General features: G+C 56.6%; 13 protein-coding genes. 1 reads left to right on the forward strand and 12 read right to left on the reverse strand.

What is annotated here, in order from left to right:
- Window positions 1–13: 13 nt before the first annotated feature.
- The gene (locus GOV80_RS06435) at window positions 14–964 is read right to left on the reverse strand and encodes an ABC transporter substrate-binding protein (RefSeq protein ID WP_170771954.1); all 951 of its coding nucleotides are present in this window, start codon (window positions 962–964) and stop codon (window positions 14–16) included.
- Between the two features lie 468 nt (window positions 965–1,432).
- On the opposite strand from GOV80_RS06435, the gene GOV80_RS06440 reads away from it, so the two are divergent.
- Window positions 1,433–2,095 (forward strand): glutathione S-transferase family protein, encoded by a 663-nt coding sequence (locus GOV80_RS06440; RefSeq protein WP_170783310.1) that lies wholly within the window; start codon window positions 1,433–1,435, stop codon window positions 2,093–2,095.
- Between the two features lie 22 nt (window positions 2,096–2,117).
- Here GOV80_RS06440 and GOV80_RS06445 read toward each other — a convergent pair whose 3' ends face one another.
- From GOV80_RS06445 to GOV80_RS06495, 11 genes are all read right to left on the reverse strand, one after another.
- Window positions 2,118–3,332 (reverse strand): 4Fe-4S double cluster binding domain-containing protein, encoded by a 1,215-nt coding sequence (locus GOV80_RS06445; RefSeq protein WP_170783311.1) that lies wholly within the window; start codon window positions 3,330–3,332, stop codon window positions 2,118–2,120.
- A 209-nt stretch (window positions 3,333–3,541) separates the two neighbouring features.
- The gene (locus GOV80_RS06450) at window positions 3,542–5,008 is read right to left on the reverse strand and encodes an aldehyde dehydrogenase (protein WP_170783312.1); all 1,467 of its coding nucleotides are present in this window, start codon (window positions 5,006–5,008) and stop codon (window positions 3,542–3,544) included.
- Between the two features lie 9 nt (window positions 5,009–5,017).
- Window positions 5,018–6,055, reverse strand: a complete 1,038-nt coding sequence (locus GOV80_RS06455; RefSeq protein ID WP_170783313.1) for an LLM class flavin-dependent oxidoreductase — start codon at window positions 6,053–6,055, stop codon at window positions 5,018–5,020.
- 4 nt (window positions 6,056–6,059) lie between these two features.
- Window positions 6,060–6,980: a flavin reductase gene (locus GOV80_RS06460; protein WP_170783314.1), complete on the reverse strand. Its 921-nt coding sequence runs from the start codon at window positions 6,978–6,980 to the stop codon at window positions 6,060–6,062.
- A complete protein-coding gene (locus GOV80_RS06465) occupies window positions 6,977–7,789 on the reverse strand; it encodes an alpha/beta fold hydrolase (RefSeq protein ID WP_170783315.1) in 813 nt (270 codons plus the stop codon). The genes GOV80_RS06460 and GOV80_RS06465 overlap by 4 nt, the downstream gene beginning before the upstream one ends.
- Window positions 7,761–8,363, reverse strand: a complete 603-nt coding sequence (locus tag GOV80_RS06470) for an amino acid synthesis family protein (protein ID WP_170783317.1) — start codon at window positions 8,361–8,363, stop codon at window positions 7,761–7,763. Before GOV80_RS06470 ends, GOV80_RS06465 begins: the two co-directional genes overlap by 29 nt.
- Window positions 8,364–8,670: 307 nt before the next feature.
- Complete coding sequence (locus GOV80_RS06475) at window positions 8,671–8,973, reverse strand: DUF1330 domain-containing protein (protein WP_170783319.1); 303 nt, start codon at window positions 8,971–8,973, stop codon at window positions 8,671–8,673.
- A complete protein-coding gene (locus GOV80_RS06480; protein ID WP_170783321.1) occupies window positions 8,970–9,656 on the reverse strand; it encodes a GntR family transcriptional regulator in 687 nt (228 codons plus the stop codon). Before GOV80_RS06480 ends, GOV80_RS06475 begins: the two co-directional genes overlap by 4 nt.
- Before the next feature lie 121 nt (window positions 9,657–9,777).
- Window positions 9,778–10,905, reverse strand: coding sequence for a trypsin-like serine peptidase (locus tag GOV80_RS06485; protein WP_170783323.1), 1,128 nt, complete (start codon window positions 10,903–10,905; stop codon window positions 9,778–9,780).
- Complete coding sequence (locus GOV80_RS06490) at window positions 10,905–12,062, reverse strand: trypsin-like serine peptidase (RefSeq protein WP_170771977.1); 1,158 nt, start codon at window positions 12,060–12,062, stop codon at window positions 10,905–10,907. The genes GOV80_RS06485 and GOV80_RS06490 overlap by 1 nt, the downstream gene beginning before the upstream one ends.
- Complete coding sequence (locus tag GOV80_RS06495; protein ID WP_170783325.1) at window positions 12,062–14,347, reverse strand: S8 family serine peptidase; 2,286 nt, start codon at window positions 14,345–14,347, stop codon at window positions 12,062–12,064. The genes GOV80_RS06490 and GOV80_RS06495 overlap by 1 nt, the downstream gene beginning before the upstream one ends.
- Window positions 14,348–14,361 lie beyond the last annotated feature (14 nt).

A 14,361-nucleotide genomic window follows, 5' to 3' on the forward strand; every position in this document is an offset into this window, starting at 1 on the left:
GGATATCTGCGACTTAGTTTGTCAGCCACCCGATGACGGTGTCTTCGTTGTCGTTTACCCACTGACGGGCAAATTCTGCGGCTTCGATATTGTCAACGGCCAGTGCCTTGCCCATTGCGCTCAGGTCATCGCCACTCATCTGATAATTGTTGAAAAGAGCGGCCACCTCAGGGAAGTTCTCTTCCAGCTCTTTGGCATAGTGCAGATGCAGAGTTGCCCCGTTCCAGGCCGAGGATGCCTCGGATTTTTCCAGCCAATCCGGGTCGTCTGTCGGCTGCACGATGGTCCAGGTTGCCGGATCATGCGCGGGCTCTTCCAGAACAGTCAGATCCTGCGTGACAAAGATATAGTGCGGGCTGTAGCAGAACCCGATCCAGGGATCGCCTGCCTTCGCCGCGTTTGCCAGATTGGCATAAGCGATGGTTTCTTCATATTCGGTCAGATCGAAAATCTGGTCATAGCCATAAGACTTGGCCCGGATTTTCTCGACCACGGTCGAAGCCCACCCCGGCGCACCGATCCACACCTCGGGTGTTCCGTTTCCATCCGTGTCAAAGATGGCCATCTTGTCCGGATCACTGAGGTCGTCGATAGACTTGATGTCATATTTTTCGGCGGTGGCGGTGGGCACACACATGCCCTGTTCAGCCTGCACGGGGTTCTGGTTCATCACGACAGTTCCATTGTCTTTGACATAGGTGTCGTGCAGGTTTTGCTGGTTCGGCATCCAGACTTCGGGATGGACGTGCATCGATCCGCTGTCCATCGCCTCAAATACGATAGGGTTGGTGCCGTTTTGCAGTTCAACATCCAGACCGAGGTTTTCTTCGATAACAACCTCGAGGATATGGGCTGTGGCATTGACTGACGCCCAGTTTGGAACGCCGATAACAATATCTGCGGCCATTGCCGGTCCGGCGATCACCACGGATGCGCCCCCCAAAAGCGTTGTAAGTTTCTTCATCTGATTTCTCCACGTTGGTCGTTTTTCTGTTGGTGTTGTTATGAGTATTAGTAGGGTCGTTTCGCCCTTTTAGGTTTTTGGGAAAGCTGACCTTTCCTTGGTTTGCGGCCAAAGGCCATCTGCGCCGGGTGGCCAGAAAATTGAAACACGCCGGTGTGCCGCCCATCAAGTGTCAGAGACGACAAACTGGCGTATCCGAAATTATCATAGATTAGATTCGGAATTTTGCGAATTTGGTTCTACTTTGGATGCAGAAATGAAAGAGCAATATGTGGAATAAGGCCTTTTTTGACGCAACTTCGCGACGTTCTCTTACGGCTTGCGTTGCTTGAATCCCAGCTTGATACTCCGCTCCCGGCTATCCGTGTTATTGCCCAAAGGCATGTTTTAAAGCCCACAAACCTTTGATCGCCAGACATATTGCCAAGATGCTCCGCGGCGGGTTAGCCATACGCATCGGAGGACATCATGACAGATCGCGCGTGCTATTTCATAAGCGGAAGCCCGCCTTGTTGGAGCGTCATGCTCGCTCTGGCTGTCAAAGGATTGTCTTACGACGCGCGACGCCTGAGCAACTCGGCAGGTGAGCAGAAGAGTGCGGAGTTTCTAGCGATCAATCCCCGTGGAAATGTTCCCGTGCTTGTGGATGGCGACGTAACGGTGCGAGAGACCAACGCGATCTTGGCCTATCTGGATGCGGCCTATGCAGAGCCGCCACTGTTCGGAACCGACAAGGTGCAGACTGCGGAAATATGGCAGACCGTCTGTGAAGCCGGAGATCGCCTCAGAGCGCCGATTGGCAATTTGGTCCGGCCAATTTTCCGCAAACGTTCAGCGGAAAAGGCCGACGAGATCATGACGGCAATCGAGCTTGTGTATCAGGAACTGTCAGCTCTGGAGGCGAACCTTGCCAATCGGCATTTCGTCTGCGGGTCCGATATTTCGGCCGCCGATTTAATCGTCTTTCCGGCCGTGATGCAGCTTTTGCGCGGGGCTAACTATGATGGCGCTGATGGGCTGGATCTTCAGGTGCTGCCCCTGGACGAACACTATCCGAACCTTGCTGACTGGGCGCGGCGAATAGAGGCTATTCCTGGGTACGAAGCGGCCTATCCACCTCACTGGCGATAAGATTGCACAAACCGCGTTGCCGTCATGCGCCGTCCCACCAATCCTTGGGCTTCAGGCGTTTGGCTCGGTTGCTGCGTTTGTCCAGCCACAAGGCCAGTTTGCGCCAGCGGCCAAGTGCAAGTTTTCGCCAAAGCCGGTCGGTCAATTTGTCAAAGTCGCGATTGAATGGGCAGACGCGCATACAAATCGCGCAATCGCTTTGCAGTTTGGCCCAATACTGGAAACAGGCTTTGGCGTCCGATGTCCATTTGCGCACACCTTGGATGGCTGATGCCTCGGATGCCGCGCTGACTTCGGGTGGGCCATAGGGCAGGGCCTTTGCCGGACAGGCATCTGCGCATTCGGTGCAAATGTCGCAAAACGCCCGAACCCCCAGCGGGCGCGGAGCGTCATGGCTCAAAGGCAGGTTGGTGAAAATCTTGGAGAACCGCAACCGAGGGCCAAATTCCGGGGTGATGACCATTTGGTTGCGGGCGTATTCGCCCAGCCCGGCTTTGATAGCAAAGGGAATAACCAGCCCGGTATCATTCATTGAGGGTACCGCCTGATATCCCAAGTTCCGGATATAGGCAGCCAACTGTATGACGATTGCGGCCTCGTGGCTGTATTCGCGCCCAGTGGCTGCTCCGGCCAAAGCCGAAGGATAGGTTGCCACCAGTTCCTGATCCATTTTGTGGCCCAATACGATCACGCTGGTCAGCCCCACGGGCAGCGTATTTTCGGCGTCCGAGAAATCCCGCGTGTCAACGCGACTGGAATAGATCCAACGGTCATCGAAATCGGTAAGCCCAACCAGATCTGCGCCAAAGAACCGGGCGATACGCTTGATCTCTGCCGCCATGGCCATTGGATTATCGATCTCTACCTTGGTTTCGGCGACGGGCGTGTCTTCCGAGATCGGTGCCTGAAAGCCTTCACGCCGCCCCTGATCAGCCGAGCGATTGCTGATGACATCGGAGATAAGCCAACTGGCATTGCGAAGGGCAAAATCCTTTTGCCGAAACCCGTCACCGTTGCGATAGTTCGCCTTCATTCGGTAGCTTTGAAAGAAGCCATCCGTATGTTTCGACCGCACCGTATCGTCCCAGAATGCGCGGGTGAACATATCGTTGCGCTGTTTGAAGGGCTCGAAATCTTCCGTGGTTACGATACCTGCGGCAGCGTCGCTATCGGCGTATGTGTCACGCCATCGCTGGCGATCCTCTTCGGTTGTCCTGTGGTTGCTGGGCCAAGCCATGCTGACGCTCCAATTCTGCTTGGTTGTGCCGTTGGGTTTGAAGTCCAACATTCCAATCAAGGTTTACAGTGAACGCCCCTCAATAAGCATTCAATCCCAATGAGGAATTTTCAACAACGTTGGAGGCTGGCGCTTCTTTGTTGTCCTGGTCAGGCTTTTCATGGTTTTATGCAGGAACTCGCAGCTGTCGGGCGCGCGAATTGCCGCAATCACCGCATCACAAACGGGTCCGGGATCGGGTCATCGCTGGTGCGCAGCCACACCGCTTTGGTTTTTGTGTATTCAAGCGCTGCCTCAACGCCTCCCTCGCGCCCGTGCCCTGACAAACCAAAGCCCCCAAACGGCGCAATCGGGCTGACGGCGCGGTAGGTATTGACCCAGACGATGCCCGCACGAATGCCCCGCATCATGCGGTGTGCGCGGGTCAGGTCGCGGGTGAACAGGCCCGAGGCTAGACCGAACTGCGTGTCATTGGCGATGGCCAGCGCTTCGGCCTCGGTCTCAAAACTGAGGACCGACAGAACAGGGCCAAAGAATTCATTGGTCACGCAGGGCGCATCGGGCGCGTCGGTGCAATCCAGAATGGTCGGGGGGAAGAAATACCCCGCACCCTCGGGCACCTGCCCGCCAATGACTAGTCGCGCGCCCTGCGCAACGGACCGGTCAATCAGGTCAAGAGCACGGTCGCGCTGACGCAGGGTGCACAGCGGTCCAACCTCGGTCGCCATGTCCTGAGGTGATCCGATCACCACATTCTCGGCCTTTTCTTTCAAGCGTGCCAGAAATTCGTCCTTGATCGAACGTTGGATCACAAGGCGCGATCCGGCCACGCAGCTTTGCCCGGTGGCCGCGAAAATCCCCGACACCTGCGCATTCACGGCGCTGTCGAGATCGGCATCTTCAAACACGATGAACGGAGATTTCCCGCCCAGTTCCAGCGAGGTTGAGGCCAGATTGTTGGCAGAATTGCGCACGATATGGCGCGCGGTTTCGGGGCCGCCTGTAAAGGCCACATGGGCCACTTTCGGATGGCTGGTCAGGACCGATCCGCAATCAGGCCCGAATCCGGTGATGATGTTCAGAACGCCCTTGGGAAAACCCGCCTGATCGAAGATTCGAGCAAATTCCAGCATCGGCGCGGGGCCTTCCTCGCTGGCTTTCAGCACGACCGTGCACCCCGCCGCCAAAGCCGGGCCGATCTTGACCGCCGACAGGAACAGTTGCGAGTTCCAGGGAACCACCGCCGCCACGACGCCCACAGGCTCACGCCGCAACCAGACCTGCATGTCCGGCTTGTCGATGGGCAGAAAAGCCCCTTCGATCTTGTCAGCCAGACCGGCGTAGTAGCGGTAGTACTCGGCTACATAGGCGATCTGGGCGGACGTCTCGCGAATGATCTTGCCGGTATCGCGGGTCTCAAGCTCGGCTAGACGCGGTGCGTTTTCCGCGATCAGCTCTGACAGGCGCAGCAAAAGCTTACCCCGCTGCGTTGCGGTCATATTGGTCCATTCGGGATCAAAAAATGCCCGCTCGGCAGCATAAACGGCCCGGTTCACATCTTCGGCGCGGGCCTCGGGCATCAAAGCCCAGGGCTGGCCGGTTGCCGGGTCCTTGCTTTCGAACTGTGCGGCTCCGTCCGAGAAAGCACCGTCGATATACTGCTGAAACTGTTGCATATTCTGTCCTTACTGAAAAGCTGGCATCACATCCGAGATGAACCGTTCAAGCGAGGCTTTCTTGCGCTCGAATGGCATTGAGCTGTCGATCCAGAAAGAATACTCGTCATATCCTAGGGCCTCGTATTTCTTCAGCCGTTCCACCAGCTCTTCGGCGGTTCCGATGGCCAAATCGCGCTGAATCGCTTCCGGCGTATAGAACGGATGTGCGGCGATGTCGTCGTCTGACAGCGGATCGATCAGACCCTGATTAATCTCGCGCTTGTTCATGAACCAGGCGCCGAAATAGTTGTAGAACCGGTTTAACTCGACTGCGGCCTGTTTCGCATCGTCCGAGTCGCTGGCAACGTAGGTGTGCAGCAGCAACATGATGTTGGGGCGCGGCTGATCAGGGAATTTGGCGCAGGCGTCGTTGAACTTGCCCATCAGCGATTCAATCTCGGGGTCTCCGTTCCACAGCGGCGTCACTTGCACATTGCATCCGTTGGACACGGCGAATTCATGGCTGTTGGGGTCGCGCGCGGCGATCCAGATCGGCGGACCGTCTTTTTGCACCGGTTGCGGGGCAGAGGTGGTTTTCGGAAACTGCCAGAATTCGCCGTCATGCGCATAGTCCCCGGCCCAGAGCTTTTTGATCGCCGGAACCTGTTCGCGCATGCGCAGGCCAGCCTCCCACGCGTCCATACCGGGCATCATGCGTTCATATTCGAACGAGTAAGCCCCGCGCGCGATGCCCAGTTCCAGCCGGCCATCGGTGATCAGATCGGTCATCGCGGCCTCGCCAGCCAGACGGATCGGGTGCCAAAAGGGTGCGATGATCGTGCCTGTGCCCAGACGCACATTCATGGTCTTGTTGGCCAGGTCCACCAGATTGATGAAGGGGTTCGGGGCGATAGTGAAGTTCATCCCATGATGTTCACCCGTCCAAACCGAGTTGAACCCGGCCTCATCCGCGATCTGACACAGCTGAACGAATTCATCATAAAGCTGTTTTTGATCATCCTTCGGATCGATGCGCTCCATATGTGCAAAAAGCGAGAACTTCATTGCGTCACTCTTTTTCAGATGAGATCGGGCGGATTTTGCCGCTGACCTGATTGCCAAAATAGACCCCGAAATTGCCCATGCGGTTTTCCTGAGCGAACCGCTCCAACATGGTGCACATCGCGGCATCGGCAATGTCCATCAGAGTGGTTTGAGTCAGTTCGGTAAAGGTGCCTTGGGTGGGTTCCCCCTCGGCCGCCTGGCACAAGAACGAGATGTGCTGTTGTTCGCGCGCTTCGTCTTCGTAGACGGAATAGATGAACCCCGGCTCGGCGCGGACACCACATTGCTCGATCAGACGATTCAGGGCGGCTGAGGCCCCGTTCTTTCCGGTCTTGGTTTCGGGCAACGTCAGACGACCCTGATCATTTCCGATCAGCAGTACCTTGCCCTCACGCTCGATCAGGGCCGAGACGATCAGGTTTGTACTCTGGCTCAGCGCTTCGGCTTCGGCGGCCGGGGTGACATAGGCGCCACGGGCATAGCCCAGCCCCGGCGCGGTCGAGGTGTCAAAGGCTTCGACCTTGCCGATCAGGATCAGGTGGTCGCCCGCTTCGACCGTTTTGAAGGTCGAACAATCAAACCAGGCCGAGACGCCAACGAACACGGGCGACCCAACAGGACCGGGGCGCCAGTCCACGGCGGCAAAGCGATCTTCGACTGGGCGGGCAAAGGTGTTGGACACATCCTTTTGCGATTCCGACAGGATGTTGACGGCAAAGCCCTTGGCATTGGCAAACGCCTCATAGTTCCGCGAGCTGTTGGCCAGACAGACCGACACCAGTGCCGGATCCAGCGACACCGAGCTGAATGAGTTCGCGGTAAAGCCCAGCGGGTTGCCGTCTTCATCATGGGTCGTCACAACCGTGACGCCGGTCATGAATGCCCCAAACGCGTTCCTCAGCGCGCGTGGATCAAAACTCGTCATGCGGTTTCCCTTTCTTCCATCGGGGTCTGCAACCAGTCGGCCAGTATCGCATTGACCTGTTCGGGCGCTGTCAGATTGACCATGTGGCGCTCACCTTCGATGGTGGCGGCGCGCCCCAGCGGAGCTGCATCTGCCATGGCCTGCGCCATTTCAGGCGTCGAATTTGGGTCCAGTGCGCCGGTTAGCGCCAGCAATGGGCAAGGGATTTTGGCAAACCCGTCCGCATATTCCTCATCCCCATCCGCAAAGGCCCCATAGGCATCAGCGTAGCCCTTAAGGTTCACCGAAGACAGCCATCCAGCCACTTTGGCGCTGGCGACCTGTTCAGACGGGGCGTCACCGAACCACCGTTTTAGCGGCGTTTCCAGATCAAAACTGCCCTTGCGGATCTCAAGCGCGCGGGCTGTTACTGCATCTCGGGCAGCCTGCGTGCGGCGAAAAACGCCATTCAGCAAAGCAACACGCGCCACCCTCTGCGGGTGAGTTACGGCATACCCGCCCGAGATCAGAGCGCCCATCGAGTGCCCGGCCAAACAGACCGGCCCCAAATCCAGAGCGGCGACAACCGCGTGCAACCAAGCCACATAGTCCGGTAACTTTGGCGTGCCGCCCAACGCGTCGCTGCCCCCATGTCCCGGCATATCCAGCGCCATGACATGGTATTGCGTCGAGAACGCCTCAATCTGCGGCTGCCATGCAGCCGACTGCATGCCCACGCCATGAATCAAGACCAGCGGGGCACCTCGCCCCGCCTCGCAATAGGTAACGCGCCCGAAAGGCTTAGACAGCCGCAGGGTTGTCAACGTCATGGCCCAATTCCTTGAGGTCCTGATAGCGGTCACCGATACGGTGATGCGGACGTCCACCAATCGATGCCCCCAGAGCAACTACGATCTCATCCGGCGCGGGCGCATCGGCGACTGAAAGCTGAATGGTCAGGTAGTGGCTGCGTCTGCCGCCGTCATTCTTGTCCATCAGCGGGATTTGCAGCGGCGCGCTCGCGGGACCACGGGTGTTGGTGAAGGCCAGATAGGACTTCGCGCCCACTGCTTCACGATAGTGGTTGCCGAACCGCAGCGTGTGGATCAGGGCCGAGGCATGCTCGACCTCGCCATTCACGCCGACGATGGCGGATTTACCATAACCTTCGACCTTGTCGCCGCCGCCGGATGCATCCAGGATCATCCTGGTTAGCAACTCGCCCAGCCCTGGTGCGCAATCATGGATCGCGGGGCGCAGGTCTTCGACAAAGCCCTGACCGGCCCAGGGGTTTCTGATCACTGCAATCGCCGCGATCATCTTCAGCGGGGTCTTGGCGGTTTTGCCACCTTCGATCAGCGTCTCTTCGACATGCAGCAGTGTTTTTCGAATTTCAGCAGGCATTGCTGTGGCTCCATCGCAGGTCGTGGTTTTTTAAGGTAAGATGGTATACCATCGACCAAGATGTCAATCCTGAAAACACCTTGGCCGGGCGTCTCCGCGACGGGTCCGCGGCGTGCGAAAAGTCAGGTTATGAAGTTTGGAAAGCGGAATAAGGTTAGATACCGTTCAGTATAACGGCGAGACATTGATGAGTTTGGAGTTTTATGGACTTGAAACATGCGGCGACGCGTCTTGATTCCAAACTCGCCCCGATACGCCTGCGGCGAATACAAGGTGTTTGAGCCTTCATGGCGCTTGGCCAGGCAACTCAGCCGCCGTTCAACCCCTCGATCAGAGCGATATCCGCCTGACAAGCATGGGCCCGTTTTTCGCGTGCAAGGCGATATTCTGGCGAATTGTAGCAAGCCCGAGCCTGTTCTATGCTGTCAAATTCGATAATGACGCGCCGTTGCCAGTCTTGGCCCTCTAGCGTTTCCGCCGCGCCCCGTGCCAAAAACCGGCCGCCGTATTTTTCAAAGGCTTCCGGTGCAAGCGCTTGATAGTCGGAATAGGCCTCAGCGTTTGACACGGTGACATTGGCGATCCAATAGCCTTTTGGCCGATCTGTCATTGCCCATTATCCTGCGATGCAAACACACGTTCCGCGACCGACGTCGCCTCGTCCAGATGATGCTGAATGGCACGTCGCGCTGCGGCGGGATCGCCTGATACGACCGCGGAAAAAATGTCTTCCATATAAGAAATGCCGGGTCGGGTACGGTCAGCCGAGGTCAGCGTCAACATGCGAAGCCGGCTGATGCGACCGTTCAAACGTTGCACGACCTCCCAGGCAATGTGATGTCCTGCGCCATGAAAGACCACTTGGTAGAAATCCGAAGTTGCCCGGAACAAAGCCCCCCGCGTCTTGCCCTTGGATTCCTTTTGCAATCGCTTCAGCGCAGCCCCCAGCTTGCGGGTGATGTCTTCGTCGATATTGCGCGCGCATTGCTCGGCCGCAGCCGTTTCAAGCAGGCGACGAATATCATAAATCTGACGGGCGTCATCCCAGCTCATGGAGGCGACGATAGGCCCGTGACCGGGCAAGATCTCAACCAGCCCTTCGGCTTCAAGATAGCGGATCGTTTCCCGAATGACTGTCCGGCTCACCCCAAGCTGTTCGCATAGCGGGCGTTCGACTAGCCGCTCGCCCGGCTGAAACACACCTTCGACAATGGCCTCTCGCATCCTGTCTTGCACCATATCGCGCAGAGTGGCGGGCTGGTGATCAATTTTTGCGAGCTTGGCTGTTGTCATGGGCCGAATGTCTATTCACCGGTCTCAAATATGACAAGTTAGAAATGATGGACCGTATGATGGTGTTCCATCGGCAACTCGCAAATCAACAGGTCACAAGAGTGGCTTTGAAAAGGGATCGTCAGCAATTTCCGATCTTGCGTTGGCAGGCTACGGATAGCAGGTCCAGAAATTCATCGTTGAGTTGCGAGCTCGCCTGAATCATTTTTCCCTGTTCTGCAAAACCAAAGGATGTCACTCCTACGATGCGGTTTGGGCTGGCGAAAAGAGCTCCAACCTGGCCTGTCGCCTGTACACCGAAATTCTCATACCAGGCAGCGCCGGAAGACGCATTGCGCATGTCTGACCCATAGAATGAAACACCTTCCTGACCGTCGGCATGCCATGCGCTATCGACCTGATGCATGATCTCACCGCTGTCATGGTTCTGCGGGTAGCCTACTTGTTTAGTGTGATTGGGCGAAAGCGCGAAAGTACGAAACCCCGCCCATCCCACGATGTCACCGATCCGCATCATCCGTCCGTTGACGTTCTGATCGGCTACTTCGATGATTGCGAAATCGGCGATGTTGGGAAATTTTCGACGGGATTCTGACCAGCTTTGGGTTGTGCCAACCCAGGTCCAATACCATTCGCCATAGGGCGCGTGGCCTTCGTGATACGCAGGTACGAATTTGAAATTCTTGTAGAACCCCGAGCTTTTATTGCGCCCGAAATGCACACAATGCCCTGCGGTCAAGAGCAGTCTCGGGCGTAGAACCGCTGCTGAACAGACCTCATTCTTGCCGTCGAATTTGGTGAAGTACAACTTACCGTTCAATCTGTAGGGATAGTGAAACCTGGCATCCATGGGGACAAGACGAGAACTAGAGAAAAACGCACCGTCCGAGGCAATGCCCGCGGCTTCCTCTTGCACGGACGCAACCGATTTCGGGTCTGCGATATTGACATCCTGCGGAGCGATCTGATCGGTCTCGCCAGTGAACCGTCCATCGAGCAACTGAGACGCTTCTCTCGGATGCGGCTCTGCCAGCAGAAGATCCTCATAGTTGGCTTGCGGGACAGGCAATCCGGCGTTCACTGCGTCAGACAGAGCCTGCCGTGTCCAGTGATCGACCATCGCTTGCTGATCTGCGTTGGGGTTTTCTTTGGTGACGGGCTGCGCCACCGTTGGGCCGGGAAAGGCAATCCATACTGCGACAAGCACAAGCGACAGCAATAAGTCGGTTGGAGTGTTTGGTCTAGGCATCAACAGGCCTCTGCGCTTGCTGTTGTGGTCTGTCCGGTTACGCCAGTGGACAGGTCGAGCAAATGGGGAAGTGTCGCAAGGTTCAGGCAATTTGTGACCTCGGGGTTAGTGTGGCCCGCGCGGTGTTGGCCAACGACTTCTCCGGCCAGATTGAAAACGGGGGCACCTGACGATCCTCGCAGTGTATCGCAAGTGTGGCCGTAGGCGTTGGGATGTGCCTGAGTGCGCATATCTTCCTGGCGAACGCAGTCGGCGATTGAAAGCTTCTGGGGAAGCCCTCCGGGGTGTTGCGGTACAAACAGTGGGTCTCCTTCTTGCGGTGAATCGGGCGTGAAACTGGCAATTTTGTAGGCCGCATGCGGCTCGGGATGAACTCGCAGAATGGTCGTATCCGCCTGGGTAGGGGCGGCACTGTCGACGATTTCAAGACATCGGACCTTTTGGCCAGTAATGGGTAGGCCAAATTCGTTTTTGTGATAGTCAAACCAGATCTGAGTGGTTTCGCAAAAGTCCGTTTCATCGGAAATGCAATGACTTGAGGTCTGCACCAAATCAGGACCTATCCGGAACGCCGTGCAATAGGTTTCCGTCCGGTCTTTGATAACCGACAGGCGCGCGACGGAGCTAGCGCTTTCGGTAACAAGATCGCTGTCGGCGCCGGTATAGCTGTTCGTTTCGATCAGATCGCTGGTTCCGTAAAGGGATTCCAGCTCCAAATCCTCAAAGGGAAATGCAATTTGGTCGATCTCGAAAGCCAACCCTGTCAGGGCGTCACAACCAAATACCGATACCTCTGCGGCAATGCTTGAGATTGAAAGGGTCCAGATATCAGAGCGACCCGCCAAAACGGCCCGATCCAGCGTTTCGACGACATTGCCCGATGTGTCTGCGATTTCGATGTGAAACGCGTCGTTGTCGGGCAAAACCAAATTGTTCAGATGGACCCTCATTTCGGGTTGCTTGATGTTGCCCGGAAGTACGGGCGCGTCCACGCGAAAGTTCCACACCAACCCTGTGCAGGTCAGCCCGTCTTGATCAGGCGGAAAGGCGAGTGGCGTCGAGATGTCTTCAACTATGCTGCCTACATAAGGTTGGGCGGCGACTTCGTAGCCCAGAACGCCCAGGACAGCTGCTATGAAGGCGACTCGCACTCTCATCAGTCCATCTGAGAAATATAGTCGACGACTTGTGATAATTGAAACTCTGCCACACTACCTGGCTTGACGCTGTCGGCGCAATCCTCGGACGCCCGGTCGACTCGCATCCGCAAGAAATGTTGCTTTCCTTGCGCAGACAGGTACGAGGCGACCATTCGTGTAAAATTGCGTCCGTCGCGAAAGAAAAACACGCCCTTGTTTTCGTCGGCATTCCAGTGGATGCGGCGCATGTCGAATTTCGGAACATATCTCCACGGGCCTTGGTCGTTGGGGACGATATCGAAACTGCCCTCTTGCGGCGTTCCGTCAAGGACACGGACAAGCGTGATGAATTCGCCCGCAACCTTGCAGTTGTCGGCCATGTGCAACCAGTCCTTGTCAATGCGCAATGCAGCGGTGGCGTCCAAGGCACCGCCGTTGATTTTGTCGATGGAATCCATCGACATACGCGCTGTATAGGTCAGCCGTTGGCGGACCTGGATCGGGTTCGCGCCTGAGATTTTCTTCAAAAGCGCGGCGGCTGCCGTCACTTGCGGTGCCGCTTGCGAGGTTCCCGACAGCGGCCCGAATCCATCCACACCAACGGTCGACAGGATATCCCGAGCCGGCGCGCCGATGTCAAAAACAGAAGCCCCGTAGTTTGTTCGAAACTGTGTTGGGTCGCTTAGATTGTGGAGCAACTTCAGATTGTCCTGATCCGTTTCCAATCCAACCACGCCGATGATGTTCTCGACGTGACTGGCATAGCAAGCTGGCGGGCTTAGACAGGGCGGCAGCTCGTCTGGTTGTCCGAACGAGACCGGTGGCGCTGTGAACAGGTTTCCGCCCTTGCCGGCGGCGACAACGAACAGAATGCTGGGGTGCCATTTCTTGATCGCTTCCCCAATCTTATCTGCGCGCCTTATGTTCCTAAGGTTGTAGGAAAAGCTTAGATTGATGACGCTGACGTTTAGGGATCCGGCGCTGTCGATTGCATCGGCCAATTGGCGTGCCTTGGCTTCGTCGATGAGCACGCCATCGGTTTCACTGAACGGTATGAGAAGATAAGAAAGGTCCTCAAACCCACCCAGCAGCCCACTTATGCCCCGTTGGTTTTGGGGTGCTGCAATGATGCCTAGGACATGAGTTCCGTGGTCGATGCCCTGCACCTGCCCGGCCAGTCGCATGGTATCACATCCGACGGCTGTGTCGGTTGATGCCGCATCATCGTCGGCTTCTCCGGAGGCTTGCGTCGGAACGAATTCGTTGTCGACCAGAACCTTGGCATTGATATCAAGATCGCAATGGCGATGTTCCGGTGTCTGATCCATCACACCGATAACAAGGCCGTCCAGGTTTTTGTCGGACAAATCCGGGCAGCTACCGTGCAGCTGCGTGTTGCAGAAATGATCAAACAGTTTTTGGCTGTGCTCAGATAGCGGCTCACGCTGGTAGCCGCTCAGGGCGTGGACGTTTGAATCCGACGTTGTGCTTTGGGATTCGATTGAGAAGGTACCGACAATGCCCGCCCCAATTCCAGCATCCAGTTTCAGAAAAGAGGGGTCGCGGAAATCGTAGGGCAGGCTGTTCTGAGACTTGATTGACTGGTAGTCGGGTAACGGGTCTTCGCTCAGCTCAATACGTGCGTTCAACTCTGGTATCAGTTTCAGAGCGCGCCCCTGACCTTCGGCGTCGCGGGTGGCCACCACGACTTCGCGCAGGCGACCTTTGACATTCCAACCAGGTATATCGGGCTGGTAGTCATTGACGCAATAATCTGCACTCAGGCACCGGTTTTGGACGTTTAATCCCCTGATCTCGACTCGAGCGTCATTTTCGGCCGGGGCAGGGGTCGAAACCTGCACGATTTCAACATCGGGAATCCAGACAAGATCGTTCTTCCCGACTGTCCAGTTCTGACCGACGCCTACTAGTCCGGCTACATGCGCACCGTGGTCGGTTATCTGTGCCTGGGCAACTGGCGCTGTGGTCAGATTGCAACCTGATCCGTTGACCGCACAAAGCATCGCGGCCACCGGCTCAGTCATCGGTCCGACCCAAGCGCCCTGATCCCGCATCACGTCTTCAAGACGCTTATGGTCCCCCATCGGGACCAACTTGAAGCGAAGCCGGCCCGTGTTGAACAGATTCAGATAAAGGTCTTCCTGCGCGCGCTGAGCTTCAACTCCGGTTGCCGCTGGTGCAGTCCAGAAGACTTCTTGGTCTTGCATCTCGGCCAGGACACAGGTCGCTACTGCGCTTAGAACAAGTCCCAATGAACACGCGCGAGTTATTCCATGCAACATGCCATCTCTCCCTT

The sequence above is a fragment of the Ruegeria lacuscaerulensis genome (assembly GCF_013034685.1).
GTDB classification, from domain to species: Bacteria; Pseudomonadota; Alphaproteobacteria; order Rhodobacterales; family Rhodobacteraceae; genus Ruegeria; species Ruegeria lacuscaerulensis_B.